General features: G+C 69.0%; 26 protein-coding genes. 13 read left to right on the forward strand and 13 right to left on the reverse strand.

The window, feature by feature from the left end; genetic code table 11:
* Positions 1-44: 44 nt before the first annotated feature.
* Together OHT51_RS10825 and miaA are read right to left on the reverse strand one after the other, a co-directional pair.
* On the reverse strand, positions 45-548 hold the full coding sequence (locus tag OHT51_RS10825; protein WP_328884299.1) for a hypothetical protein: 504 nt from the start codon (positions 546-548) through the stop codon (positions 45-47).
* Between the two features lie 108 nt (positions 549-656).
* A complete protein-coding gene (miaA, locus tag OHT51_RS10830) occupies positions 657-1,595 on the reverse strand; it encodes a tRNA (adenosine(37)-N6)-dimethylallyltransferase MiaA (RefSeq protein WP_328878706.1) in 939 nt (312 codons plus the stop codon).
* Between the two features lie 182 nt (positions 1,596-1,777).
* Here miaA and OHT51_RS10835 point away from each other — a divergent pair, with 182 nt between their 5' ends.
* Together OHT51_RS10835 and OHT51_RS10840 are read left to right on the forward strand one after the other, a co-directional pair.
* Positions 1,778-2,059, forward strand: a complete 282-nt coding sequence (locus OHT51_RS10835; RefSeq protein ID WP_328878707.1) for a hypothetical protein — start codon at positions 1,778-1,780, stop codon at positions 2,057-2,059.
* A 24-nt stretch (positions 2,060-2,083) separates the two neighbouring features.
* Entirely contained in the window at positions 2,084-2,347 is a 264-nt protein-coding gene (locus tag OHT51_RS10840; protein WP_328878708.1) for an antitoxin, read from the forward strand.
* Between the two features lie 119 nt (positions 2,348-2,466).
* Here OHT51_RS10840 and OHT51_RS10845 read toward each other — a convergent pair whose 3' ends face one another.
* The 3 genes from OHT51_RS10845 to OHT51_RS10855 all read right to left on the reverse strand — a co-directional run bounded on the left by OHT51_RS10845 (position 2,467) and on the right by OHT51_RS10855 (position 5,295).
* Positions 2,467-3,180, reverse strand: a complete 714-nt coding sequence (locus tag OHT51_RS10845) for a class III extradiol dioxygenase subunit B-like domain-containing protein (RefSeq protein WP_328878709.1) — start codon at positions 3,178-3,180, stop codon at positions 2,467-2,469.
* 105 nt (positions 3,181-3,285) lie between these two features.
* Positions 3,286-4,803, reverse strand: a complete 1,518-nt coding sequence (gene miaB, locus OHT51_RS10850) for a tRNA (N6-isopentenyl adenosine(37)-C2)-methylthiotransferase MiaB (protein ID WP_328878710.1) — start codon at positions 4,801-4,803, stop codon at positions 3,286-3,288.
* Positions 4,804-4,890: 87 nt separating this feature from the next.
* Complete coding sequence (locus tag OHT51_RS10855; RefSeq protein WP_328878711.1) at positions 4,891-5,295, reverse strand: MazG nucleotide pyrophosphohydrolase domain-containing protein; 405 nt, start codon at positions 5,293-5,295, stop codon at positions 4,891-4,893.
* A 287-nt stretch (positions 5,296-5,582) separates the two neighbouring features.
* Here OHT51_RS10855 and OHT51_RS10860 point away from each other — a divergent pair, with 287 nt between their 5' ends.
* Positions 5,583-6,578, forward strand: a complete 996-nt coding sequence (locus OHT51_RS10860) for a TAXI family TRAP transporter solute-binding subunit (RefSeq protein WP_328878712.1) — start codon at positions 5,583-5,585, stop codon at positions 6,576-6,578.
* Between the two features lie 129 nt (positions 6,579-6,707).
* Here the strand turns inward: OHT51_RS10860 and OHT51_RS10865 are convergent, their stop codons facing one another.
* Positions 6,708-8,102 carry a sensor histidine kinase gene (locus tag OHT51_RS10865; protein WP_328878713.1) on the reverse strand — a complete coding sequence of 465 codons (1,395 nt, stop codon included), beginning with the start codon at positions 8,100-8,102 and terminating at the stop codon, positions 6,708-6,710.
* Between the two features lie 9 nt (positions 8,103-8,111).
* On the reverse strand, positions 8,112-8,798 hold the full coding sequence (locus OHT51_RS10870) for a response regulator transcription factor (protein WP_328878714.1): 687 nt from the start codon (positions 8,796-8,798) through the stop codon (positions 8,112-8,114).
* Between the two features lie 288 nt (positions 8,799-9,086).
* On the opposite strand from OHT51_RS10870, the gene OHT51_RS10875 reads away from it, so the two are divergent.
* The 8 genes from OHT51_RS10875 (at position 9,087) to OHT51_RS10910 (ending at position 15,851) form a co-directional block, all read left to right on the forward strand.
* Complete coding sequence (locus tag OHT51_RS10875) at positions 9,087-9,863, forward strand: amino acid ABC transporter ATP-binding protein (protein WP_328422621.1); 777 nt, start codon at positions 9,087-9,089, stop codon at positions 9,861-9,863.
* 102 nt (positions 9,864-9,965) lie between these two features.
* A complete protein-coding gene (locus OHT51_RS10880; RefSeq protein WP_328878715.1) occupies positions 9,966-10,808 on the forward strand; it encodes a glutamate ABC transporter substrate-binding protein in 843 nt (280 codons plus the stop codon).
* A 96-nt stretch (positions 10,809-10,904) separates the two neighbouring features.
* The gene (locus OHT51_RS10885; protein ID WP_328878716.1) at positions 10,905-11,579 is read left to right on the forward strand and encodes an amino acid ABC transporter permease; all 675 of its coding nucleotides are present in this window, start codon (positions 10,905-10,907) and stop codon (positions 11,577-11,579) included.
* A complete protein-coding gene (locus OHT51_RS10890; RefSeq protein WP_328878717.1) occupies positions 11,576-12,484 on the forward strand; it encodes an amino acid ABC transporter permease in 909 nt (302 codons plus the stop codon). The genes OHT51_RS10885 and OHT51_RS10890 overlap by 4 nt, the downstream gene beginning before the upstream one ends.
* A 206-nt stretch (positions 12,485-12,690) precedes the next feature.
* A complete protein-coding gene (locus OHT51_RS10895; RefSeq protein ID WP_328878718.1) occupies positions 12,691-14,358 on the forward strand; it encodes an FAD-dependent monooxygenase in 1,668 nt (555 codons plus the stop codon).
* A 147-nt stretch (positions 14,359-14,505) separates the two neighbouring features.
* Positions 14,506-14,577 carry a putative leader peptide gene (locus OHT51_RS10900; protein ID WP_309544753.1) on the forward strand — a complete coding sequence of 24 codons (72 nt, stop codon included), beginning with the start codon at positions 14,506-14,508 and terminating at the stop codon, positions 14,575-14,577.
* A gap of 90 nt (positions 14,578-14,667) precedes the next feature.
* On the forward strand, positions 14,668-15,264 hold the full coding sequence (locus OHT51_RS10905) for a cysteine dioxygenase (protein ID WP_328878719.1): 597 nt from the start codon (positions 14,668-14,670) through the stop codon (positions 15,262-15,264).
* Between the two features lie 161 nt (positions 15,265-15,425).
* Positions 15,426-15,851 (forward strand): rhodanese-like domain-containing protein, encoded by a 426-nt coding sequence (locus OHT51_RS10910; protein WP_443052704.1) that lies wholly within the window; start codon positions 15,426-15,428, stop codon positions 15,849-15,851.
* A gap of 109 nt (positions 15,852-15,960) precedes the next feature.
* Here OHT51_RS10910 and recX read toward each other — a convergent pair whose 3' ends face one another.
* The 5 genes from recX to OHT51_RS10935 form a co-directional block, all read right to left on the reverse strand.
* Positions 15,961-16,812, reverse strand: a complete 852-nt coding sequence (gene recX, locus OHT51_RS10915; RefSeq protein ID WP_328878721.1) for a recombination regulator RecX — start codon at positions 16,810-16,812, stop codon at positions 15,961-15,963.
* Between the two features lie 107 nt (positions 16,813-16,919).
* Positions 16,920-18,047, reverse strand: coding sequence for a recombinase RecA (recA, locus tag OHT51_RS10920; protein ID WP_328878722.1), 1,128 nt, complete (start codon positions 18,045-18,047; stop codon positions 16,920-16,922).
* A 369-nt stretch (positions 18,048-18,416) separates the two neighbouring features.
* Positions 18,417-19,694: an AI-2E family transporter gene (locus tag OHT51_RS10925; protein WP_328878723.1), complete on the reverse strand. Its 1,278-nt coding sequence runs from the start codon at positions 19,692-19,694 to the stop codon at positions 18,417-18,419.
* A 60-nt stretch (positions 19,695-19,754) separates the two neighbouring features.
* A complete protein-coding gene (locus OHT51_RS10930) occupies positions 19,755-19,949 on the reverse strand; it encodes a DUF3046 domain-containing protein (protein WP_328878724.1) in 195 nt (64 codons plus the stop codon).
* Positions 19,950-20,012: 63 nt separating this feature from the next.
* Positions 20,013-21,266 carry a tyrosine-type recombinase/integrase gene (locus tag OHT51_RS10935; protein WP_328878725.1) on the reverse strand — a complete coding sequence of 418 codons (1,254 nt, stop codon included), beginning with the start codon at positions 21,264-21,266 and terminating at the stop codon, positions 20,013-20,015.
* Between the two features lie 271 nt (positions 21,267-21,537).
* Between OHT51_RS10935 and OHT51_RS10940 the strand changes: the two genes are divergently transcribed.
* A complete protein-coding gene (locus tag OHT51_RS10940) occupies positions 21,538-21,819 on the forward strand; it encodes a helix-turn-helix transcriptional regulator (protein WP_328878726.1) in 282 nt (93 codons plus the stop codon).
* Positions 21,820-22,740: 921 nt separating this feature from the next.
* Positions 22,741-23,133, forward strand: coding sequence for a hypothetical protein (locus tag OHT51_RS10945; protein ID WP_328878727.1), 393 nt, complete (start codon positions 22,741-22,743; stop codon positions 23,131-23,133).
* A 12-nt stretch (positions 23,134-23,145) separates the two neighbouring features.
* Here the strand turns inward: OHT51_RS10945 and OHT51_RS10950 are convergent, their stop codons facing one another.
* A complete protein-coding gene (locus OHT51_RS10950; protein WP_328878728.1) occupies positions 23,146-24,654 on the reverse strand; it encodes a SulP family inorganic anion transporter in 1,509 nt (502 codons plus the stop codon).
* Positions 24,655-24,726: the final 72 nt, after the last annotated feature.

The raw sequence follows: 24,726 nt of genomic DNA on the forward strand, positions 1-24,726 counted from the left end.
GCCGCTATGACAGGGCCGAAAAGGGAGCCCGTCCGGCGACTGGGTCAGCGCAGGCGAGCCACGCGCCACACGGCCAGAACGACGATCGCGGCGACGACCAGGGCATAGGCGATCACGACCCGCCAGTCCGGTCTGCGCCCGGAGCCCCGCTGCGGCAGCCCGGGCCAGGTGTAGCCAACCCGCCGGGCGGCCATCATGCCCCAGCCGGCCGCGCAGGAGCAGATCAGCAGCCCCAGCATGGCGATCACGGCCCCGCTGTCGCCGAAGTCGAAGGCCAGCGGGAACGCGAACATCAGGGAGCCGACCGCGGCCAGCGACACGATGGGCGCGAGCTGCCAGATACGCAGGCGGCGCTGCGGGCGCAGCTCGACTTCGACCTCCGGGCCGCCGGCGTACATCTCCTCGGGCTCGGGGCCGTCGTCGGTGACGCCGCCCTCGGTCTCGTCGGCCAGGTCCGGGCTCAGACGGTCGCCGTCCCGCTCCGGTTCGTCCCGGGCGGCGGTGCCGTTCTCGGTGCCTTGTGCGGTGTCGCGAGGGCTGGCCTCCATCGCCACGCGCCCTCCCAACTCGGACTCCACTTGGTCGATCGAAGCTCGATGATGGCACGGCGCCGCAGGCCGGGATGACGGCCGGAGCGTCCCGATGCCATCACGTGATCAGGCTGTAACCGGTCGTTCGACCAACGCCAGTGCGAGATGCGGAAGTTCTGTGAGATCTGCCGCAGCCCCACTGAGCCAGTGCACCCGCGGGTCGCGCCTGAACCATGAATCCTGGCGGCGCGCGAAGCGCTTGGTGGCACGTACGGTCTCGTTCCGTGCCTCTTCCAGCGTGCACTCCCCGGCGAGCGCCGCGAGGACCTGCTGGTACCCGAGCGCGCGGGAGGCCGTACGCCCCTCGCGCAACCCCTGCGCCTCCAGCTCGCGGACCTCGTCCACGAGCCCGGCGTCCCACATCCGGTCGACCCGGCGCGCGATGCGCTCGTCCAGCTCGGGCCGGGCCACGTCGACGCCGATCTGGACCGTGTCGTAGATCGAGTCATGGCCGGGGAGGTTGGCCGTGAAGGGCTGGCCGGTGATCTCGATCACCTCAAGAGCACGGACGATGCGGCGGCCATTGCTGGGCAGGATCGCCTGCCCGGCGTCGGGGTCGGCGGCGGCGAGGCGGGCGTGCAGCGCGCCGGATCCGCGCAGCGCGAGCTCCTCCTCCAGCCGGGCCCTGACCTCGGGGTCGGTGCCGGGGAACTCCAGGTTGTCGACGGCGCCACGGACGTACAGCCCCGAGCCGCCGACCAGGACCGGCCAGCGCCCCTCGGCGAGCAGCCCGTCGATCCGCTCCCGCGCGAGCCGCTGATACTCGGCGACGGACGCCGTGACGGTGACGTCCCAGATGTCCAGGAGGTGGTGCGGCACGCCCGCGCGCTCCTCGGACGTCAGCTTTGCGGTGCCGATATCCATCCCTCGGTAGAGCTGCATGGAGTCGGCGTTGACGACCTCACCCCCGAGCCGCCGGGCGAGAAAGACGCCCAGATCGGACTTACCGGCCGCGGTTGGTCCGACTACGGCGATGACACGGGGGGCGAGGGGTGCACTGCTCACCGCCCCAGTCTCGCAAACCTCACGGGGTGGCCTCGAACGAGTTACGTGACGGCACACGCGCGGGGTCGTTGCCTGTTGCGAGGTTCTCGCCGCCGGTTTCGCGGAGGCGGCGGCCCGGGGGCGCAAACGGACGCACCGGACGACGCGGGATTTCGCCCGCACGAGTAACGTATGGAGTGGATATGGGCGTTTTCGCACGACTTTTCCGGAGGTCGAAGGCTACGGACGAGGCGTCAACCGCCGAGGCCCAGGCCGACACACCAACGGCCGAGGCGGCGGCGGAAGAGGCGGCGGAGGCGAAGGGGTCAGCCGAGACCAAGGTTGAGAACGCGGCTGAGTCGACGGCGGCGGAGGCCGTCGAGGCCGAGGCCGATGCCGATGCCGACGACGGCGTCGAAATCCCGAAGCAGCAGTCCGCCGACGAGGCGGCCGACAGTGAGGCCGGCGAGGGCGCCCGCACGTAACTGCCCCGCGCGGGAAGGTGAAGCATGGGTCTGATGCACAATTTGAAAGCCAAACTCGCCCCGGCCAAGGACAAGGTCTCCGACTTCGCGCAGCGGCACGAGGAGCAGGTCCACCACAGCCTCGACAAGGCCGCCAGGGCCGTCGACCACCGGACCAAGGGCAAGTACAGCAACAAGATCCACACGGGCACGGGCAAGGCCAAGGGCGCCATGGGCCGACTCGCGCACAAGGACACGGCGACCGGCAGCAGCACACCGCCGCCGGACGCACCCCCGCCGACCACCTGAACGGCACATCGCCGGACGGCCGCGGAGCTTGACCGCTCCCGGCCGTCCGCCGTTTCCGGACAGCGTCGGCATGCGGCAGCCAGCGGCGCCGATGGGCGCCACGACCAGGCCGACGGGGGCTACGACCAGGTCGCGACCAAGTACCCCACGCCGTAAGGCGCGTCCTCGTACAGCAAGGCGCCCGCGAGACCCGCCTCCTCGGCAGCGCCCGCGAGAACTTGCCAGGAGGCTCGGCCGGAGGCCTTCAGCTCGCGTGCGAGCTCGGTGTCCAGCTCCTTGAGGGCGGCCACGTCCGCCTTGCCCAGTGCACGCGCGACGGACGCGTCGAAAGGTGCCGCCCGCTCGTCGAGGTAGCCGGGAGCCTTGAGCGTGCGGCAGGCGCTGGCGTCGCCCATCACCAGCAGCGCCACCCGGTCGGCCCGGGCGGCGATGTCCCTTCCGATATCAATACACCGCTCGGCCTCGAGAGGTTCCCCCACACTGAGGCCCTCGATCGGGGCGTCCGACCACGCGGTTCGCTCCAGCAGCCACGCCGCGACGGCGAGCGAGGTCGGCAGCGCACGCTGAGGCTCCTCAGCCGACTCCGCCCCCAGACGTACGTCGGCGTTCACACCGAACCCCCGGAACGAGCCCGGCGTACCTTCCTCGTACGTCCCGTGCCCGCCCTCCTCGGTGGGGCCGACCACCACGAGAAGGTCGGGCCGGGCGGCAGCGAGGACGCCGAGCGCGTCCGTGCACGCGGCCCGCGCGGCGTCCAGCTCGGGCGCGGCGCCAGCGGCGACCTGCGGGACGAGGAGAGGCGGGCAGGGGCAGACTGAGGCAGCGACAAGCATGATCGGCAGGGTAACCCCGCGGGTCGGCAGAGTGTCACTCCTCGATCAGCACTCGGGTCAGTCGGGGACTGCGCGGCCATCGGTCAGTCGAGGACCGCGCGCACCTCAGTCGCAGCCGCAGCCGCTCCCCGCCGCCACGGGCAGCGGAGCCGGGACGCCGATCTTCGGGAGGCCGAGCATCACGCCCGCCGGCTTGGCGGCTTCGGCGGCGTTGCGCTTCTCCCACGCGTCACCCGCGCGCGTGCGGCGCACGTCCAGGACAGGCCCCTCGGCGAGGAGGTGGTGCGGGGCGGCGTACGTGATCTCGACGGTGACCACGTCGCCGGGGCGGACCTCCTGCTCCGGCTTGGTGAAGTGGACCAGGCGGTTGTCGGGGGCGCGCCCGGACAGGCGGTGGGTGGCGCCGTCCTTGCGGCCCTCACCCTCGGCGACCATCAGCTCGAACGTCCGGCCGACCTGCTTCTTGTTCTCGTCCCAGGAGATCTCCTCCTGGAGGGCCACGAGACGCTCGTAGCGCGCCTGGACGACCTTCTTGGGGATCTGGTTCTCCATGGTGGCCGCGGGGGTGCCGGGGCGCTTGGAGTACTGGAAGGTGAAAGCCTGCGCGAAGCGGGCCTCGCGGACCACGTGCAGCGTCTGCTCGAAGTCCTCCTCGGTCTCGCCGGGGAAGCCCACGATGATGTCGGTCGTGATCGCGGCGTGCGGGATGGCGGCGCGGACCTTCTCGATGATCCCCAGGTAGCGCTCCTGACGGTAGGAGCGGCGCATCGCCTTCAGGACCGTGTCCGAGCCGGACTGGAGCGGCATGTGCAGCTGCGGCATCGCGTTCGGCGTCTCGGCCATGGCGGCGATGACGTCGTCGGTGAAGTCGCGCGGGTGCGGGGACGTGAAGCGGACGCGCTCCAGGCCGTCGATGGTCCCGCAGGCCCGCAGCAGCTTGCTGAACGCCTCGCGGTCGCCGATGTCGGAGCCGTAGGCGTTGACGTTCTGTCCGAGCAGCGTGATTTCGCTGACGCCCTCGGCGACCAGTGCCTCGACCTCGGCGAGGATGTCGCCGGGCCGACGGTCCTTCTCCTTGCCGCGCAGGGCCGGGACGATGCAGAAGGTGCAGGTGTTGTTGCAGCCGACGGAGATCGACACCCAGGCCGCGTAGGCACTCTCGCGCCGGGTCGGCAGCGTCGACGGGAACGCCTCCAGCGACTCGGCGATCTCGACCTGCGCCTCCTCCTGCACGCGCGCGCGTTCCAGCAGGACGGGCAGCTTGCCGATGTTGTGCGTGCCGAAGACGACGTCCACCCAGGGCGCCCGCTTCACGATGGTGTCGCGGTCCTTCTGCGCCAGGCAGCCGCCGACCGCGATCTGCATGCCGGGCCGCTTGGTCTTCATCGGCGCGAGATGGCCGAGGTTGCCGTACAGCTTGTTGTCGGCGTTCTCGCGGACCGCGCAGGTGTTGAAGACGACGACATCCGCGTCCCCGTCCGAGCCCTCGGGCGCGCGTACGTAACCGGCGTCTTCGAGCAGCCCGGACAATCGCTCGGAATCGTGGACGTTCATCTGGCACCCGTAGGTGCGCACCTCGTATGTCTTCACGCCCACTGCCTGGCTCCGGTCACTGCTGCTCATGGGACAAGGGTATGCGGTCGTGAAAGCCCGTTGCCCCGGCCCGAGACGGTCACGTGGTCAGCGCCCGACCGTCCGTCGCCGCGCCGGTCAGGCCCCGTCGCCACCCCACCCCTGGCGGCGCAGCACGCTCGACACGTCCGGCACCTCGTAGTGCTCGCCCTTGAGGACCTTGCCGTCGGCCCGGCGGGCGACCCGGCCGTCGGGGCCCAGCTTGGTCATGTTGGAGCGGTGGATCTCGGCCAGGACGGCGTCGAGGTCGATGCCGTGGACCAGGGCCGTGCCGTACGCGACGTAGACCACGTCGGCCAGCTCGTGCGCGAGCTTGTCGAGCGGGCCGGTGACGGAGACCTCGGCGACCTCAGCGGCCTCCTCGGCGAGCAGCTCCCCACGGTGGGCGGCGAGTTCCGCGGAGACCTCGGTCGGTGTACTGCGGGCATCGAGACCGAAGGCGAGGTGGAATTCACGGACCAGATCGGCGGGAGAGGAACTCATGCGGCGACATTATCGGCCGGGTCCGACAGTCGGGTCTGACAGTCGGGTCTGACAGTCGGGTCCGACGGTCGGGTCCGGACGGTCGGGTCCCGACGAGCCTCGCCGCGGATGCGACAGCCGGGTCCGACCGTCGTGACCGCGGATGCGACCGCCGTCGGCGGTGCTGCCGCGGGCCGCCGGCGGAGTCCGATCGCCGCCGGTCGCCGGCCCTCCCCGCCCCGTCCGTACCGCCCGCCTGTGACCTCTGCCCTGGTCAGCACAGCGTTCCGGCTGGCAGGATCGCAGGCATGTCCAAGGCACTCACCCGCATCAGCAGGCGCCGGGCCCTGCAGGGCGCGGCCGCCGGGTTCGTGACCCTCGGGTTGCTGCTGTGGTGGCTGCTGCCCCTCGGTGAGGAGACGCCGAGCGGGACGATCACGTTCAGCACGGGCACGCGCGCGGGGGTCTACCAGGAGTACGGCGAGCTGCTGCGTGAGGAGCTCGCCAATGACATGCCACAGCTGAAGGTGCGGCTGCTGACCAGTGCCGGGTCGCAGGAGAACGTCGAGCGTGTGGCGACCGGCAAGGCCGACTTCACGATCGCCGCCGCCGACGCGGTGGACACGTACCGGATCGACGGCAAGCCCGTCATGGACCGGCTGCGCGGCGTCGCCCGCCTGTACGACGACTACGTGCAGCTCGTCGTCCCGCCGGACTCGGACATCCGCTCCGTCGCGGACCTCAAGGGCAAGCGGGTGGCCATAGGGCTGCCCAACTCCGGCGTGCGGCTGATCGCCACGCGCGTGCTGGAGGCCGCCGGTATCGACCCGGAGAAGGACATCACGCCCAGGTCGGACGGTATCGACACCGGGCCCAAGCGGCTGGGGCATGAGCTCGACGCGTTCTTCTGGTCGGGCGGGGTGCCCACGGGCGGGCTGGAGCAGATCGCCGAGACCTCCGCGTTCCGGTTCGTGCCGATCGACGCCGGCCTCGTCGCCAAGGTGCATGCCCAGGGCGACGCGGCCCACTTCTACCGCGCGACCAACATGCCGGAGTCGGCCTACCCGACCATCCAGAACGGCGACACGGTGCCCACGATCGCCGTCTCCAACCTGCTGATCACCCGCAAGGACATGGATCCACGGCTCACCGAATGGCTGACCCGGACGGTGATCAAGAGTCGCGACGGCATCGGCGCCCACGTCCACTCCGCGCAACTCGTCGACCTGCGCACGGCGATCTACACCAACCCCCTGACCCTGCACACCGGGGCCCGGAACTACTACCGCTCGGTGAAGCCGTAGGGCTCTGCGGAACCGCAGAAACGGTCCACAGAAACCGTCCAACAGCCGGGCCGCCCATGTCAGCCCCCGGGGCGCGCCAAGGCTGTCAGCCCGTCAGGCACGATAAGGCTGTCAGCCCGCCAGGGCGCGCTAAGGCGTCGGCCCCGACCTGGGTACCGCCACCGTCACCCGCAGTCCGTGCGGCTCATGACGGCCGTACGAGATCGAGCCGCCGCCCGCAGCGAGCAGCGCCCGCGAGATCGACAGGCCCAGGCCCGAGCCCTTGATGTTCTGGTGCCGTCCACTGCGCCAGAAGCGGTCGCCGACGCGGGCGAGTTCCTCGTCGGTGAGGCCGGGGCCGTTGTCGGTCACCTCGATCGTCGACGTGCTGCCGTTGAACGTGACGGTCACCTCGACGCGCTCGTCCTCGGGCGTGAACTTGACCGCGTTGTCGATCACCGCGTCCAGTGCGCTGGACAGCGCCACCGGGTCGGCCCAGGCGGTGGTGGGCGGGCAGGTCCCCACCAGCTGCACGCCCTTGGCCTGGGCGGTCGGCGCCCAGGCCGCGACGCGCTCGGCGGTCAGCGCGCCGACGTCGGTCAGCCGGAGGTCGGCCGCGGTGTGCTCGGCCAGGGCCAGGTCGAGCAGGTCGTCCAGGACCTGTGCCAGGCGCTTGCCCTCGGCCTGCACCGAAGCGATCTCCTCATTGCCCTCCGGTAGCTCGAAAGCGAGCAGTTCGATCCGCAGCAGCAGCGCCGCGAGGGGGTTGCGCAGCTGGTGCGAGGCGTCGGCGACGAAGGCGCGCTGCTGCTCCAGCACGTCCTCGACGTTGTCCGCCATCTCGTTGAACGACCGGGCCAGCCGCCGAAGTTCCGGCGGACCGCTGGCGACCGCGACGCGGGACTTCAGGCGGCCGCTCGCGATCTCGTGCGTGGTGACGTCCAGCACGCGCACCGGCCTGAGTACCCAGCCGGTCAGCCGGAGGGCGGCCCCGACGGCCACCAGCATCGCGGCCGTCAGGCCCGCGCCGATGATCAGCCAGCCGTGCAGGATCCGCGAACGCATCTGTCCCGTGGGCGAGTCGGTGACCACGACCGCGACGACGTCACCGTCCCGGATGACCGGCGAGGCGATGACGAGCCGGTTGCGCTGCCAGGGCCACACCTGCTTGGGGTCGTGACTGCGCCGGCTCAGCAGCGACTCCTCGAAGGCCTCGCGCTCCTCACCGGTCTCGGGCAGGAACCACGTCGTCGGCCCGTTGGCCAGGGGCGTGTCGTTGGGCAGGAAGACGCCGGCCCGGATGCCGTAGACCTCGTAGTAGCTCTCGAGTTCCCGGCTGAGGATGCGCAGCTCGTCGCGGGACTCGGAGCTGGCGGTGTCGGCGGCGGGCCGTGCGATGGCCGCGAAGTACGCGGTGTCGTCGATACGGTCGACGACCAGCTTCTGCTGCTGGGCCGCGGCCAGGCTGACGGCCAGCGGTACGCCGAGGGCAAGCAGGACGGCCGCCATCAGGATGATGAGCAGCGGGAGAAGACGAGTGCGCACCCTTGCCCGCTACGAGGCCGGGGCGACGAGTCGATAGCCGACGCCGCGTACGGTCTCGATCAGCGCCGGCATGCGCAGCTTGGCGCGCAGGGACGCCACATGCACCTCAAGGGTGCGCCCGGTCCCCTCCCAGCTCGTGCGCCACACTTCGCTGATGATCTGCTCCCGGCGGAAGACCACGCCGGGGCGCTGGGCGAGGAGGGCGAGGAGATCGAACTCCTTGCGGGTCAGTTGGATTACCGAACCGTCGACGCTCACCTGGCGGGTGTTCAGCTCGATGTGCACGGCACCCATGCGCAGCACGCCCTCGCCGCCCGTCCCGGTGTCCTCCTGGACGGTGCGCCGGCTGACGGCGTGGATCCGGGCGAGCAGCTCTCCGGTGTCGTACGGCTTCACCACATAGTCGTCGGCACCGAGGTTGAGGCCATGAATACGCGAACGGACGTCCGAGCGTGCGGTGACCATGATCACCGGGGTGCTGGTGCGCTTGCGGATCTTGCCGCAGACCTCGTAACCGTCCTGGTCGGGCAGACCGAGGTCGAGGAGGACGACACCGAAGCCGTTGCCCTCGGGGACGAGCGCCTGGAGGGCCTCCTCGCCGCTACGCGCGTGCGTGACGTCGAAACCGTGACGTGCCAGGACCGCGGAGAGCGCGGCGGCGACGTGGTTGTCGTCCTCGACGAGGAGCAGTCTCATCCCGGCCTCCTTCGGTTCATCGGACGTACGATTCGGACAGATACACAGTGCGTGCACGCGCGCGTGTGCACCAAGGAAGTCACGCTGATGGACGATGACGCCGTCAAGTGGGTTCCGGTTGCTCGCGGCTTCCGTTATCCAGCCGGTACGCGCCCAGGTCGCAAGTGCTACGACACGTGTCCGATTGCTATCGGATCGTGATGCTCAGATTCCCCTCAGAACTAATGACGCAGGTCGGATACGGTTACTACTGTCCTCCGAAACCGAGGAGGACGGAGCCTGAGAGCGATGACCGAAGTATCGGTGGCCAAGGAAGATGCGGCCGCGACCGGCGACCTGGTCGTCCTGAAGAACGTGAACAAGCACTTTGGCGCATTGCACGTGCTCCAGGACATCGACCTGACGATCGCCCGCGGTGAGGTCGTCGTGGTCATCGGACCCTCCGGGTCCGGCAAGTCCACCCTGTGCCGCACCATCAACCGCCTCGAGACGATCGACTCCGGCGCGATCGCCATCGACGGCAAGCCGCTGCCCGCCGAGGGCAAGGCGCTTGCCAAGCTGCGCGCCGACGTCGGAATGGTCTTCCAGTCCTTCAACCTTTTCGCGCACAAGACCGTGCTCGAGAACGTGATGCTGGGACAGATCAAGGTCCGCAAGACCGACAAGAAGGCCGCCGAGGACAAGGCCCGCGCCCTGCTCGACCGGGTGGGCGTGGCCAGCCAGGCGGACAAGTACCCTGCCCAGCTCTCCGGCGGCCAGCAGCAGCGTGTGGCCATCGCCCGAGCGCTGGCCATGGACCCCAAGGTCATGCTCTTCGACGAGCCGACGTCGGCTCTCGACCCGGAGATGATCAACGAGGTCCTGGAGGTCATGCAGCAGCTCGCCCGGGACGGCATGACCATGATCGTCGTCACCCATGAGATGGGCTTCGCCCGTTCGGCCGCCAACCGAGTGGTGTTCATGGCAGACGGCAAGATCGTCGAAGAAGCTGTGCCGGACCAGTTCTTCAGCAACCCGCGCAGCGACCGCGCCAAGGACTTCCTGTCCAAGATCCTGCATCACTGACGGATCCCGCCCCACTGACGGACTGCGTCACGCAGCCGACGACCTGCGTCAACCGCCGCACCTGACGGCACGCATCTCTTCATCACGCAAAGGATGTTCACCATGAAGCTCCGCAAGGCCTCCGCCGCGGCCGCCGCTGCCGTCGTCCTCGCTCTCACCGCCACCGCTTGTGGTGGTGACGGCGACAGCGACAGCGGGTCGGGTTCCGGGGGCGGCGACAAGATCAAGATCGGCATTAAGTACGACCAGCCGGGTCTCGGCCTGAAGGAGCCCGACGGCACCTTCTCCGGCTTCGACGTCGACGTCGCCACGTACGTGGCGAAGGAGCTCGGCTACGAGCCCGACCAGATCGAGTTCGTCGAGACGAAGAGCGCCGACCGTGAGAACGCGCTCGCCCGTGGCGACGTGAAGCTCATCGCGGCCACCTACTCGATCACCGACGAGCGCAAGCAGAAGGTCGACTTCGCCGGCCCGTACCTGCTGGCCCACCAGGACCTGCTGGTCAAGTCCGACTCGAAGATCACCGAGGCCACCGACCTCAACGGCGAGAACCTGTGCTCGGTGGTCGGCTCGACCTCGGCGCAGAACGTCAAGAAGGACTTCGCCCCGAAGGCCAACCTGAAGCAGAACAGCACCTACTCGGAGTGCATCTCCTCGCTGCAGAGTGGCACCGTGGACGCCCTGACCACGGACGACTCGATCCTCGCCGGTTACGCCGCGCAGGAGCAGTACAAGGGCAAGTTCAAGCTCGCCGGCCTCAAGCTGAGCAACGAGAACTACGGCATCGGCGTGAAGAAGGGCGACACCGAGACCGTGAACAAGGTCAACGCCGCCCTCGAGAAGATGGTGAGCTCGAAGGCCTGGGACAAGGCGGTCGCCGACAACTTCGGTCCGGCCAACTACAAGAACGAGCCCGCGCCGAAGATCGGCGTCATCGTCGAGTAGCGCAGTGCCTGACCGGCGCGCCGCCGTCCACCGCGATCAGGGCGGCGGCGCGTCGCGCTATCCACAAACGCCACCCACCCGGAAGCGCGGGAGATCGTGTTCGACTTTCTTTCTGACTACAACGACCCGACCCTGTTGGGTGCCTTCTGGATGACGGTGAAACTCACCGCCGTCTCCGGCCTCGGTTCCCTGATCTGGGGCACTCTGCTGGCCGCGATGCGGGTCAGCCCAGTCCCGCTCATGCGTGGGTTCGGCACGGCCTATGTGAACATCGTCCGGAACATCCCGCTGACGGTCATCATCATCTTCACCTCGCTCGGCCTCGCCGATGTCTTCGGCGTGACGCTGGGCGCCACCGACTTCAAGGTCCAGGGCTTCCGCCTGGCGATCCTCGGACTCGTCGGCTACACCGCGGCCTTCGTCTGCGAGGCGATCCGTTCCGGCATCAACACCGTGCCGCTCGGCCAGGCCGAGGCGGCCCGTGCCATCGGGCTGACGTTCACTCAGACCCTCCGGCTCATCATCCTGCCGCAGGCCTTCCGCTCGGTCATCGGCCCGCTGGCGAACGTGTTGATCGCTCTCACCAAGAACACCACGGTGGCAGCCGCGATCGGTGTGGCCGAAGCCGCCTACCTGATGAAGGAAATGATCGAGAACGAGGCTCAGACGCTGCTCATCGGCGCGGTCTTCGCCTTCGGTTTCGTGGTACTGACCCTGCCCACCGGCCTCTTCCTCGGCTGGCTGAGCAAGCGACTGGCGGTGAAGCGATGAGTTCCGTTCTCTACGACGCCCCGGGCCCTCGCGCCAAACGGCGCAATGTGGTCATCTCGGTGGTCTTCTTCGCCCTGCTCGCCCTGCTCGGGTGGTTCGTCTGGGACGCCATGGACGGAAAGGGCCAGCTTGAGTGGGCCCTGTGGAAGCCGTTCACCGAGTCCAACGCCTGGACGACGTATCTGCTGCCGGGACTCGCCAACACGCTGAAGGCAGCGGCACTTTCCATGGTGATCGCCCTTCCGCTGGGCGCCTTCTTCGGTATCGCACGCATGTCCGACCATCGGTGGGTACGGCTTCCGGCCGCCTGGGTGGTCGAGTTCTTCCGGGCGATCCCGGTCCTGCTGCTGATGCTGTTCGCGAACGAGTTCTACGACCGCTGGACGAACGTCACGACTGAGGAGCGGCCGATCTACGCGGTCGTCACCGGCCTGGTGCTCTACAACGCGTCCGTCCTCGCCGAGATCGTGAAGGCCGGCATCCTCTCCCTGCCCAAGGGGCAGTCCGAGGCCGCGATGGCGATCGGCCTGCGCAAGAACCAGACGATGCGGACCATCCTGCTGCCGCAGGCCGTCACCGCCATGCTGCCGGCCATCGTCAGCCAGCTCGTGGTCATCGTGAAGGACACAGCGCTGGGCGGCGTGATGATCGGGTTCACCGAGCTGCTCAACGCGCGCGGCACCCTGGCGGCCAACTACGGCAACGCCATCCCCAGCTTCGTCGTGGTGGCGATCATCTACATCGTCCTCAACTTCATCCTGACCAGCTTCGCGAGCTGGCTGGAGAAGAGGCTGCGGCGCAGCAAGAAGGGCACGGGCGCGGTCCTCAGCGCTGAGGACATGGAAGAGCTCAACCCGGCGGCGACGGGTGGCACCTACGGGACCGGCGCCGGCGGCTCCATCTGATGATCAGTCCAGGAGCCGCTGCCATCTGATGAACAGTCAAGTGGCATAAGTGACACGGAGGGCAGTGGCATGATCGCCACTGCCCTCCGTCACTTGACGCAAGCACCGGCAATGGGTTGCATACGTTCTGTGATCGTGCACCCTGCTCCAACTTTCTGTTCACCTGCGTCCCTCGGGACACCGCTGCGGGCAGGGGGCGCCGCGCCGTGGACCCGGTGATCATCGTCGGAGCGGGGCCCGTGGGGCTCACGCTCGCCCTGGCGCTGGCCCGTCAGGAAGTGCCGTCCGTCGTACTCGACGAGGGGCCCGGCAAGGACGAACCCCGCCTCGCGCGCTCAGTCGTCCTGCGCGAGGACACCACCGCCCTCATGGAGCGCCTGACCGGCGTGCCCATCGCCGAGGCAGGCGCCCGCTGGGCCGGATGGCGGGCGATGCGGCGCAAGCAGGTGATGCGCGAGGTCACGTTCGACGACGCGGCGAACGAGCCCGAGGGCGTCACGAACCCCGCCCCCCTGCACATCGCCCAGCACGTGCTGACCGGCGCCCTGCGCGCGGCCCTCGAGGGCGAACCGCTCGTCAAGATCGCTGTGGACAGCCGCCTGGACGCCGTCGAGCAGGAACCGTCGGGCGTCACCGCCCACACGCGCGGCCCCAAGGGCACTTGGTGGCGAGGCAGTTACCTCGTCGGCTGCGACGGCCCGCGCTCGACCGTGCGCAAACTCCAGGACATCCGCTTTCCCGGCCGTACCGCCGTGGAGCGACACGCCGTGGCTGCGCTGCGCGCGGAACTTCCGTGGGACGGTCAGGCGTTGCTTCATCGGATGCCGCCGTGGCGGATGTCCGGACCTTCGGCCGGGGAGGTCACCGGACGCCCGCTCCCGGACGGGGTGTGGCGCCTGGACTGGCTGCTGCCGCCGGGCAAGGACCTGGTCACGCCCGAGCTGTTGGTGGCTCGCATCCGGGAGACGCTCGCCGGCTGGACCGGCGGGCCGACACCGCCGTACGAGCTCCTCGACACCGGAGTTCACACGGTCCACCACCGGCTGGCCCGCCGCTGGCGCGTGGGTCGCGTCTTTCTCGCCGGGGACGCGGCGCACTGCCTCGGCACGCTCGGCACCCACGGTCTCGACGAGGGGCTGCGGGACGCCGACAACCTCGCCTGGAAGCTGGCACCGGCCTGGCACCATGGGCCGCACGAGGCACTGCTCGACAGCTACCAGGCGGAGCGGCGCGCCGTCGTCGCCGCCCGACTGCGTGCCGCGGACCAGGCGCTGCCGCTGCTGCGTGGCGGCGGTGGGCTGCGTGCCTACGTCCCCGGCTCGGCCCGGGGTCATGACGCACTGCTGATGGACGGCCACCTGGGGCACGGCGCGATCGGTGCGCTGGGGACGTACGCCGGGTCGCCGCTCGCGCCCGGGCCCCTGGAGGGCGAGGTCCCGGTGGACACGCCGCGCGGTGCGCCGGTCGTGGACGTGCGGGTCACTGCGGAGGACGGTTCCTTCGTACAACTGCGCGACCGGCTCGGGCGCGGCGCGCTGCTGGTCCTGCTGATCGCGCCGGGCACTGGCGTCTGGGAGCGCAAGCACTGGGCGACCGCCGGGATTATGCCTCGGCTGGCGGCCGCGGTGACGGCACTGCCGTATCGAGCCGAGTTGCTGGTCGCGGAGGCCTATCCGGGGGCGGCCGCGCATTCGGTCCTGCTGGTGCGGCCCGATGGTCATCTGGTGACGGCATTGAGCGGGGTGCGGCCGACCGATCTGTACGCGGCGGCCGAGGCAGCGCTGGGCGGACCGGTCAAGGCACCGGCCGGGGCAGTGGAGGCGGAGGCCGAGACCGCGGCGGCGGAGGCCGGGGCTACGGCCGGCTCGCGCTGACGTCGAAGAGAACTCGCGCCGACCCGGCCGTAGAGAACCGACCTCCCCGGAAGGCAGCACTCACTGTCACTGTGCGGTCCGCATAGTGACAGTGAGTTGACCGGTCCGCACCGGCGTGGTGTACTCCGGATCGTGACCGACACCTGTGTGCGCCTGTGGCGGAGGGTCCATATGGACCTCGTCCGCTATGCGGGCTGCGTGTGTCGCCCGTCCTGCTGAACTCGCATCCCCTTTCCCGCGCGCGCCACTGCTGACTCTGCCGCCTGTGCTGTCGCGCGCTCTTCGCGAACTCTCTTCAGGACGGTGCTCGTGTCCGTACCCTCTGCCGCCTCCCCCACCGCCGTCGCCGCGTCCGAGCCCGGCGCCAAGCCAAATTCCGCGTCGGCTCCTGCACAGGTTTCCGCGCCGGGCTCCGCGCCGACCCAGGCGGACCTTCTCGACTTCGTACGTCGTACGGCAGCCGACACCGAGTTGGTCGCCTCGCTCCCGCTCGACCCCGAGGGCCGTACCTGGGTACGGCTTGAGGGCCCCGGCGGCAGCGAGGCCTGGTTGATCGGCTGGCCCCCCGGGACGGGCACCGGCTGGCACGACCACGCCGACTCGGCCGGGGCCTTCGTGACGGCGGCCGGTGAGCTCAAGGAGAACTCGCTCGCCGTCCGACTGCCCGCCGACGGCTGGAAGACACTGGAACTGACGGACGACGTCGACCGGGAACGGCGGCTGCCCGCCGGAAAGGGCCGCTCCTTCGGCCACCACCATGTGCACGAGGTGCTCAACGAATCCCCCGATCGGCATGCGATCTCGGTTCACGCCTACTACCCACCCCTGCCGCAGATCCGCCGCTTCAGCCGCAGCGGGCCGATCCTGTGCCTGGAACAGGTGGAACGCCCGGAGGACTGGCAGTGAGCGGGCTGGCCGGAAACGAACCTGTGGTGCACGGTTCGAGCGAACGGCAGGTTGGCAGCGGTGAGTCGAAGGCAAGTGCCGCGGGCGGTGTGAGCGAGTTGCCGATCGGTGTGAGCGGGTCGCCGGTCGGTGGGGGCGAGTGGGAGACAGGCGTGGGTGACGTGGTTGGACGCGGCGTGGACGAACGGCCCGTCGGCATCGACGAGTTGCTGGAGCGGGTGCGCGCGGACTACGAGCGGATCGAGCCTCGGGAGGCGTACGAGGCCACTCAGGGCGGCGAGGCTCTGCTGGTCGACATCCGGTACGCGGCCCTGCGGGAGCGGGACGGTCTGATCCCCGGCGCCCTGGTCGTCGAGCGCAACGAACTGGAGTGGCGGCTCGACCCGCAGGGCAGCCACCGCGCCCACGAGGCCACCGGTCACGACCTGCGGGTCGTGGTGATCTGCAACGAGGGCTACGCGTCCAGCCTGGCGGCCGAGTCGCTACGGCGACTGGGGCTGAACCGGGCCACCGACCTGGTCGGCGGGTTCCAGGCGTGGCGGGCGGCTGGGCTTCCGGTGACGTCGGGGCCAGGGGCGGACGTCTAAGTCGGCGATCCCGGCCCGAACGCGATGGGCGCCCCCGCGCGTCCACCGTGTCCGGCGCCGGAATACCGCGGTCGCGGACCCTCGTCCACGTCCGGGTCCCCTGCCGGGGTCAGAACCCCTCGCCCTCGAGGAACTCCGTGTCCTCGCCCTCCTCCTCCAGCGCCTGCCGGACCACCCGGAGGGCCAGGCCCTCGGGATAGCCCTTGCGAGCGAGCATGCCCGCGAGGCGGCGCAGGCGTTTGTCGCGGTCGAGCCCGCGCGTGGAACGCAGCTTGCGGGCGACGAGTTCGCGTGCGGTCGTCTCTTCCTGCTCGGAGTCGAGCTGGGAAACGGCCGCGTCGATCAGTGTGGAGTCGACGCCCTTGGTGCGCAGTTCCTGGGCGAGCGCGCGTCTGGCGAGACCCCGGCCGTGGTGCCGGGACTCCACCCAGGCATCCGCGAACGCACCGTCGTTGATGAGGCCGACCTCCTCGAATCGCGAGAGCACCTCCTCGGCCGCCTCGTCCGGGATCTCCCGCTTGCGCAGGGCGTCCGCGAGTTGCTTTCGCGTCCGCGGGGTCCCGGTGAGCAGACGTAGGCAGATCGCCCGCGCCTGCTCCACCGGGTCCGCCGGAAGGTCCCCCTTCTCGGCCCTCGACGAGGAGGGGGCGCCTCCGTCTTTACCGGGCGACTCCCCGAAGCCGCGCCGACGGCGCCCGCGCCCTGCGGCTGAGCCGCCCTCACCATGCATCCTGCGGCCACCCCGGCGCGAGCTGCCGCCGGCGTATCCACCGCCGTCCGCCGAGCCGCCCTCCGGCCGCTCGCTGCTGCCCTGGATGCCGTCGCCCGGCCAGTCACCACCGCCCGGCATGTCCTCGCTCGGCCCGTCGTCGTACGGCCTCTTCGTGCCGTACGACGCCGCACTGCCGTATCCCCCGTAACCACCCCGAGCGGTTTCTCCGTCGTAGCTACCCCGGCCCATATCTCCCCCGTGGCCGTCGCCGCCCCTGCCCCGCTCATGCGGAACGTCGGGGTGAGCGGACTCGGCCCAGTCGGTTCGCCACGCTTTTGAATCAGGCACCGTACGGATCAGCTCTTGGCTGCCGCGGCCTTGGTCTTAGCCGTCTTTGCCGCAGCAGGAGCGGGCACCGTCTTCGCGGCGTCGTCCGGGGTGGCGGCGACCGCGGCGTCCGCGCCCGGCTCGACGGCCGGCTCCTCGGGCCGCACGCCGACGCCCAGCTTCTCCTTGATCTTCTTCTCGATCTCGTTGGCCAGGTCGGGGTTGTCCTTCAGGAAGTTACGCGCGTTCTCCTTGCCCTGGCCGAGCTGGTCGCCCTCGTACGTGTACCAGGCGCCGGCCTTGCGGACGAACCCGTGCTCCACGCCCATGTCGATCAGGCCGCCCTCGCGGCTGATGCCCTGGCCGTAGAGGATGTCGAACTCGGCCTGCTTGAAGGGCGGCGCGACCTTGTTCTTGACGACCTTGCAGCGGGTGCGGTTGCCGACCGCGTCCGTGCCGTCCTTCAGGGTCTCGATGCGGCGGATGTCGATACGCACCGAGGCGTAGAACTTCAGCGCCCGGCCACCGGTCGTGGTCTCCGGGGAGCCGAACATCACGCCGATCTTCTCGCGGAGCTGGTTGATGAAGATCGCGGTGGTCTTCGACTGGTTGAGCGCGCTGGTGATCTTCCGCAGGGCCTGGCTCATCAGTCGGGCCTGCAGACCGACGTGGCTGTCGCCCATCTCGCCCTCGATCTCCGCGCGCGGGACGAGCGCGGCGACGGAGTCGATGACGATGAGGTCGAGGGCGCCGGAGCGGACCAGCATGTCCACGATCTCCAGGGCCTGCTCGCCGTTGTCGGGCTGAGAGAGGATCAGGTTGTCGATGTCGACGCCGAGCTTCTTCGCGTACTCGGGGTCGAGGGCGTGCTCCGCGTCCACGAAGGCGACCTGACCGCCGGCCTTCTGCGCGTTGGCCACCGCGTGCAGGGTCAGCGTGGTCTTACCGGAGGATTCCGGTCCGTACACCTCCACCACGCGGCCGCGCGGCAGGCCACCGACGCCGAGGGCGACGTCGAGCGCGGTCGACCCGGTGGGGATGACCTCGATGGGCTCGTTCGGCCGCTCGCCCAGGCGCATGACCGCACCCTTGCCGAACTGTCGTTCAATCTGTGCGAGCGCGGCGTCCAGGGCCTTCTCGCGGTCGGTTCCTGCCATGGGTTCCACCCGATTTGCTTGAGTCGATCGCTTCACGTCAAAGACGCTAACGCCTGCCACTGACAATGGGCCTCGACACCCGTCCGGCCTGTGGATAACTCGGTCACTTCTCCACCGAAACCCTGGCGAAATGCCCGCCGAGCGCCTCTCCGATACCCCCATCAGAATGGATGTTCGATTTTTGTGTCAAGCGCACCACACGGCACCTACGAGACTACGTCCGCGGCCTGACACCGCCCCGGATTCCCGACCGACAGCCCGCTCCTCGGGGCGGATTGCCCGGCCTCCGCCCCGGGCGACACCCATGCTCCTGCTTGCCGCGCCTGGCGACGGCGGCCCCGGGAGGAGGCCGCGGGCGTCGGCTCCGCCTCAGGAGGAGTTCTCCCCGGAGTCCTCCGTCTTGGCCCCTGGCTCGGCCGCTCCCGGCCGCGGGGCCCACAGCGCCCGCGCGCGGGCGACCAGACCCCGCCCCGCTCTCCGTCCCCGGTGGTGCCCGTGCACTCGGGGGTCGTCGGTGACGTCGTACCGCTTCACGTACGCCCCCAGGAACGCCTGCAGCGTGGCGATCGCCGGGATGGCGATCAGGGCGCCCACCGCGCCGAGGAGGGCGGTGCCGGCGACGACCGAACCGAAGGCGACCGCCGGGTGGATGTCGACGGTCTTCGAGGTCAGCTTGGGCTGCAGCACATAGTTCTCGAACTGCTGGTAGATCACCACGAAGATCAGCACCCACAGCGCGTACCAGGGGTCGACCGTGAAGGCGATCAGCATGGGCAGGGCGCCCGCGAGATACGTGCCGATGGTGGGGATGAACTGCGAGACCAGGCCGACCCACACCGCGAGCACGGGCGCGTACGGCACATCGAGGCTCGCGAGCAGGATGTAGTGGGCCACGCCGGAGACGAGCGCCATGAGGCCGCGCGAGTACAGGTACCCGCCGGTCTTGGTGACGGCGATCTCCCATGCGCGCAGTACCTCGGCCTGCTTGGCGGGCGGCAGTACGGAGCACAGTGCGCGGCGCAGTCGCGGGCCGTCCGCGGCGAAGTAGAACGAGAACAGCGTGATCGTCAGCAGCTGGAAGAGACCGCCGAGGACCTGTGCGGACACGGCCAGGACCCCGGTGGCGCTGTTCTGCACGTAGTTGCGCAGCCAGTCGGAGCGGAGCAGACCCTCCTGGACGTCCACGCGGCGCAGCTCGGTGTTGAAGTGCGCGTTGATCCAGTTGATGACGGAGTCGAGGTAGTTCGGGAAGTCCTCGACGATCTTGATGATCTGGCCCGCGAGCATGGACCCGAGCAGGGTCACGAACCCGGCGGACGCGACGATCACGGCGAGGAAGACGATCCCGGTGGCCAGTCCGCGGCGCATGCCGCGCGCAGCCATCCAGCTCACCGCGGGCTCGATGGCGAGAGCCAGGAAGAACGCGATGAGGACGTTGATCAACAGCCCGGTGAGCTGGTGAAACGCCCAGCTGCCCAGCTGGAACGCGCCGACGAGCGCCAGTGCGAGCACCATGGCGCGCGGGAGCCAACGAGGCATACGGGCGTTCGGCTCGGTGCCGCCCTCACCCGATGGCGAGGTCGGCGGCGTCGTGCCGAACGGGGATCCGTGCCGGGCGAGCTGCCCGGTCTCGTCAGTGCGTGCCACGGAGCCAGTGTCGCCCACGCCACCGACAAACGGCTTCGGTCCTGCGATCTTCGTGACCGGTCAGCGCTTCTCACCCGGAACGTTCATGACGGCACACACCACACGCCACACGTCCTTCGCCTCCCAGCCGGCGTTCAGCGCCTCGTGCACCGTGCACCCGCCGAGCTCCGTCATCACGTGATCGCGCGCGAAGGTGTCGGCGTAGCCCGGACCGAAGTGATCCGCCATCCGCTCCCAGAAGACCGTCAACCGCATGAGTTCCGCTCCATACCCGCAATGACCTGCACGTTTCCTGCCCCTCACACCCCCGCATGACCGTCAGGGGGTTTCCAGGGAGTTCGCCTCCCCGCTGAACCAAGCATCCATCGCGGCGCGACCTCGCGCGCCTGCGTCGGGCATGAAGTGCGTGTATGTACGCAGAGTAAAGCCAGGGTCGGCGTGCCCAAGCCAGCGGGCGAGGGAGACGATCGACTCGCCGGCTTCGAGCTGGACGCTGGCATAGGTGTGGCGCAGGGCATGGAAGCCGAGCTCGCGCGACGGCTCCCACTTGCTCCCGCCGGAATCGGGGTCCACTTTGCCGATAAGTCCCGCAGAGGCGAGCGCAGGCTTCCAGAGACGCCTGTTCCATGTGTCGCGGTTGCATGCGCGCCCCTGCCGGGTAGCCAGGAAAAGTGGATAGGTACGCCGAGCCCAGTCAACGCGCTGCCGTTCGCTCTGAGGTTCATGGGGGCTCTCCCACGGGAGTTTCACCGCGACCGGCTGCCAGCGCTTCGCGTGCTGTTTGATGCTGGCCAGGACGCCAGGTGCCGCATCAACTTCTCGCGTCTTGCCCCCCTTGGGGAGCGCAAAGAAGAGGTGGCCGTCGATCATGCAGACCTGACGCCGGACGTGTACGACGCCACTCTCCGCGTCGAGGTCCTCCGGGGACAGTCCGAATACCTCGCCCTGGCGCAGGCCAAGCCCCACCCCCAAGTCGACTGCGAGGCGGTATTGCTCCGGGAGCCCAGCGCGTACCCGCATCGCCTGCTCGCGCGACCACGCCCGCGCCTTCTGCGCAGGCTTGGCCGGCGGCCGAGCGGTGCGGCTCCCCTTCATCGGATGCTTCACCAGCCTGCCGTCCTCGACGGCGGCCTGGAGGATCGTAGAGAGATGCCCCCAGGTGGTGCGGATCGTCCCGGGCGACAGGGTCTCCTCCATCCGGGCAACCCATTCCCGGAGGGCTGGCGCTGTGATGGCATTCAGGGGCAGCGACCCGAGCGCCGGGAGAACGTGTCCCCATATTCGTCGACGCGCCGCATCTCGGGTCGTGGCGGCGTACCGCTGGTGTGGCCACCATCGATCCTCCACGTACGAGCGCAGCAGGATCGTTCCTTCACGCGGGTCGACGAACTCCTGCCGCGTCACGTCGGTTTGAGCATGAGCGAGCCACTGCTTGGCGTCGGTGAGCTTGGTGAAGCTGCGGGCACGGACACCGGGGATGCCGGCGACCTTGTAACGCTTCCCCTTGCCGTAGAGCTTGCTCTTCTCCTTGGTTCGTTTGCTGATCCAGCGGTCTTCTATATGCCCTGGCACGTACTCGACACTCCCTAGCGGGCTAGATCGACATTAGTTTCGTGTGACGTCAGCCACATCAACTACCGGCAAGTAGGGATGCAGCAGGACGTATCTGGGATCGAGAGGGACGGAAAGCGGCTACACCTCTACCGTCCTGGGGTTATCAGGCTTCCCCACCCGATGATTCTGCCACGCGTAAACCGACACAACCCACTATGTTGTTTTCGAAGGCAGCCACTCAAACGATCTCCTTCAAAAGGATATACAGACACCTCTGGAGGCTCTTGGAATGGGCGACTCCACGCCTGTGACCGAACATGCGACAATTTGGCAGTTGCTGGCACCTCCGCAGCTAGCCGAGCTGCTCGCAGTGTCGGACAAGACGCTGCGCAACTGGCGGAATGACGGCAAGGGCCCGGCTTACATCAAGCTCGACGGCGGCGCCGTCCGCTATCCGATGCGAGACGTGTACGCCTGGCTCGATGAGCAGCGCAACACCTCCGTCCGCTTGCATGCACACCGCGCTCACGAAATGCGCCCGATAGAGCCCAAGATTCTGAACGCGGCCTGATCCACCCACCCGCATCCCTCACACGGAGGGGATTATGGTGAACGCTGCCGCCATACGGCCATCACTCTCTCCCATTTCCTTGAACTGAACCAAGGAAAGCGGAGCGGGACTCGAACCCGAATGTTACATAAGCTGACTCGTGAAAGCGCGTTGACCTGCACCAACCATGCGGGTCGACCCCCCTCTCGCACGCGTTTCGATCCGCCTGAACCCCCTGCCGTGTTCCGATGGGAAAACGACAGGGAACACCGCTCACGCCGATGGAATCTGGATGGCGAACCAAGTCCAATGGTCGGGTGGCGGGGGCGCGGCTCCCTGCCACCCGACCACCCAATGAACCTAGGGGAGTCGAACCCCTGACATCCGTCGCGCAAAGGGGGCCTCCGCGTCGCAGGCGGGAGGCCCGGCGCTGGCCGGAACTGCCGTAGCGATCACCAGGGTCGCCAGTCCACCAATGACCCGAACCGGGCGGGGATGCGTCGTTGAGGCGGTATGCCGACGTAGCCCAAGGTCACGGTGCCGAAGGGCACGGTGGCGCTCCTCGTGGCCGCTGGCGAGATCCGGGAGGGCGCAGGCATGCGCCAGATCCGAAACGCCCCATTCACGAGACCTACCGGCTGGCACACTGCGCCATCAGGCTCGGGTGGGGGGCGAAGCCGCTGGGCCTTGCCCAGAGCCCGGATCGGCCGGCGCGACCGCCGCTGCCTGTCCCGGCCCAGATCCTGAAACGCAGCATGCCGGACGCATGGATCACGGGACGGGAGACGCCGAGGCAATCGGCGAGATCTAGGTCCTGTCGTCACATGCCCGGCCGCACCAGGAAGGATGCGAGGGAACGGGGCTTGGCAGGACGAGGCGGCGATGGTTCCTCGTGTCTCACCGTGAATACTGTTCCGAATTGCCATCACGCTGGGAGGAACATTGACCGTCGCCAAGCTCTTGAGACCCACCCTCGCCGCCACGCTCCTGGCCTCGGTCACCGCCTGCGGTGCGTCGTCCGTGCCGGACGTCTCGGCGAGCACCGCGACCAGATCGGGGCCCGCCGAGACGCATCGCTCGGCAAACCCCGAGCCGGTCACCGCCACCATGCCGGATGTCATCGGTGGCAACGCCGGGCGTGCATACGAGCAAATGGGCTCCAAACTCGACATGACCTTCAAGGACGCGAGCGGGCAGGGCCGTCCGGTGGACGATCCGGCGGCGTGGAAGATCTGCAACTCGCAGCCGGGACCGAACCAGCAGATCACCGATTACCCGGTGGTCTTCGGCGTGGTGAGAGTTTCGGAGAGCTGCACGGATGAGGTGCCGGAGTGACACGACAGTTGGTCAATTGCTGCTGCTGAGTTCGCCGCTGAGTGTCTTGTGGATGCGGGCGCTGGGTTCGTTCAGGCCGGTGATCTCTACGGTCTTGCCGCGCTGGGCGTACTTGGTCTCGATGGCGTCCAGGGCGGCGACGGAGGAGGCGTCCCAGATGTGGGCGGCGGACAGGTCGATGACGACCTTGTCGGGGTCGCCCGCGTAGTCGAACCGGCCGACGAGGTCGTTGGAGGAGGCGAAGAACAGCTCGCCCGTGACCCGGTAGACGACCGTGGCGTGGTCGGGGTCGGTGACGGCTGTGAACTCGGTGAGGTGGGCGACCCGCTTGGCGAAGATGACCATCGCGGTGACCGAGCCGACGACGACGCCGATGGCGAGGTTGTCGGTGGCGACCACGCACACGACGGTGACCACCATGACGGTGATCTCTCCGGCCGGCATCCGCTTGAGGGTCTTCGGCCCGAGGGAGTGCCAGTCGAAGGTGGCGACCGACACCATGACCATCACGGCGACCAACGCGGCCATGGGGATGTCGGAGACGACCGGTCCGAAGACGATGCACAGCACCAGTAGGAACGCGCCCGCCAGGAACGTCGACAGCCGCGTACGGGCACCGGACACCCGCACGTTGATCATCGTCTGGCCGATCATCGCGCAGCCGCCCATGCCGCCGAAAAAACCAGTGACGATGTTGGCGACGCCCTGGCCGACGGACTCGCGGGTCTTGGAGGAGTGGGTGTCGGTGATCTCGTCGACCAGCTTGGCGGTCATCAGCGACTCCATCAGGCCGACCAGCGCCATGGCGAGCGCGTACGGGGCGACGGTCGTCAGCGTGTCCAGGGTGAACGGCACGTCCGGCAGGCCCGGGACCGGCAGGGAGGACGGCAGGTCGCCCTTGTCGCCCACGGTCGGCACCGCGATCCCGGCCGCGATGGTGATGAACGTGAGGATGACGATCGACACCAGCGGCGCCGGGACCGCCGTCGTGGCCTTGGGGAAGAACACCATCAGCGCCAGCCCGGCCACGATCAGCGGATAGACCGGCCACGGCACGTCCGTCATCTCCGGCACCTGGGCCATGAAGATGAGGATGGCGAGGGAGTTGACGAAGCCCACCATCACGCTGCGCGGCACGAACCGCATCAGCTTGGCCACTCCGAGCGCGCCGAGGACGATCTGGAAGACACCGGCCAGGATCACGGCGGCGACGAGGTAGCCGAAGCCGTGCTCGCGGTTCAGCGGGGCGATGACAAGTGCGACGGCGCCGGTGGCCGCGGAGATCATCGCCGGTCGGCCGCCGACAATGGCGATGGTCACGGCCATGGTGAACGAGGCGAACAGACCGATGGCCGGGTCGACCCCGGCGATGATCGAGAAGGAGATCGCCTCCGGGATCAGGGCCAGGGCGACCACGAGGCCGGCCAGTACCTCGGTGCGCAGCACCTTCGGGTCGGACAGCCAGGACGGACGTCGGGAGCCGCGCAGCCACGCGGCCGGGTACAGGGCTGAGGAAGACAAGACGAAAGAACCTGTCGTGCTCGGGCACACCCGGCATCACGGCGGGCGCGCAGGGAGGCGTGGAGCACCGGC

The organism is Streptomyces sp. NBC_00299 (genome assembly GCF_036173045.1).
Taxonomy (GTDB): domain Bacteria; phylum Actinomycetota; class Actinomycetes; order Streptomycetales; family Streptomycetaceae; genus Streptomyces; species Streptomyces machairae.

Bases quoted from the DNA above. Each gene is read 5' to 3' on its own strand.
- OHT51_RS10930 (WP_328878724.1), bottom strand. From the start codon at position 19,949: ATGCGGTTGACGGTCTTCTGGGAGCGGATGGCGGATCACTTCGGTCCG.
- OHT51_RS10940 (WP_328878726.1), top strand. From the start codon at position 21,538: ATGGGCGACTCCACGCCTGTGACCGAACATGCGACAATTTGGCAGTTG.
- OHT51_RS10825 (WP_328884299.1), bottom strand. From the start codon at position 548: ATGGAGGCCAGCCCTCGCGACACCGCACAAGGCACCGAGAACGGCACC.
- OHT51_RS10870 (WP_328878714.1), bottom strand. From the start codon at position 8,798: ATGAGACTGCTCCTCGTCGAGGACGACAACCACGTCGCCGCCGCGCTC.
- recA (WP_328878722.1), bottom strand. From the start codon at position 18,047: ATGGCAGGAACCGACCGCGAGAAGGCCCTGGACGCCGCGCTCGCACAG.
- OHT51_RS10890 (WP_328878717.1), top strand. From the start codon at position 11,576: ATGAGTTCCGTTCTCTACGACGCCCCGGGCCCTCGCGCCAAACGGCGC.
- OHT51_RS10855 (WP_328878711.1), bottom strand. From the start codon at position 5,295: ATGAGTTCCTCTCCCGCCGATCTGGTCCGTGAATTCCACCTCGCCTTC.
- miaB (WP_328878710.1), bottom strand. From the start codon at position 4,803: ATGAGCAGCAGTGACCGGAGCCAGGCAGTGGGCGTGAAGACATACGAG.
- OHT51_RS10860 (WP_328878712.1), top strand. From the start codon at position 5,583: ATGTCCAAGGCACTCACCCGCATCAGCAGGCGCCGGGCCCTGCAGGGC.
- OHT51_RS10875 (WP_328422621.1), top strand. From the start codon at position 9,087: ATGACCGAAGTATCGGTGGCCAAGGAAGATGCGGCCGCGACCGGCGAC.
- OHT51_RS10845 (WP_328878709.1), bottom strand. From the start codon at position 3,180: ATGCTTGTCGCTGCCTCAGTCTGCCCCTGCCCGCCTCTCCTCGTCCCG.
- OHT51_RS10835 (WP_328878707.1), top strand. From the start codon at position 1,778: ATGGGCGTTTTCGCACGACTTTTCCGGAGGTCGAAGGCTACGGACGAG.
- OHT51_RS10880 (WP_328878715.1), top strand. From the start codon at position 9,966: ATGAAGCTCCGCAAGGCCTCCGCCGCGGCCGCCGCTGCCGTCGTCCTC.
- recX (WP_328878721.1), bottom strand. From the start codon at position 16,812: ATGGGCCGGGGTAGCTACGACGGAGAAACCGCTCGGGGTGGTTACGGG.
- OHT51_RS10840 (WP_328878708.1), top strand. From the start codon at position 2,084: ATGGGTCTGATGCACAATTTGAAAGCCAAACTCGCCCCGGCCAAGGAC.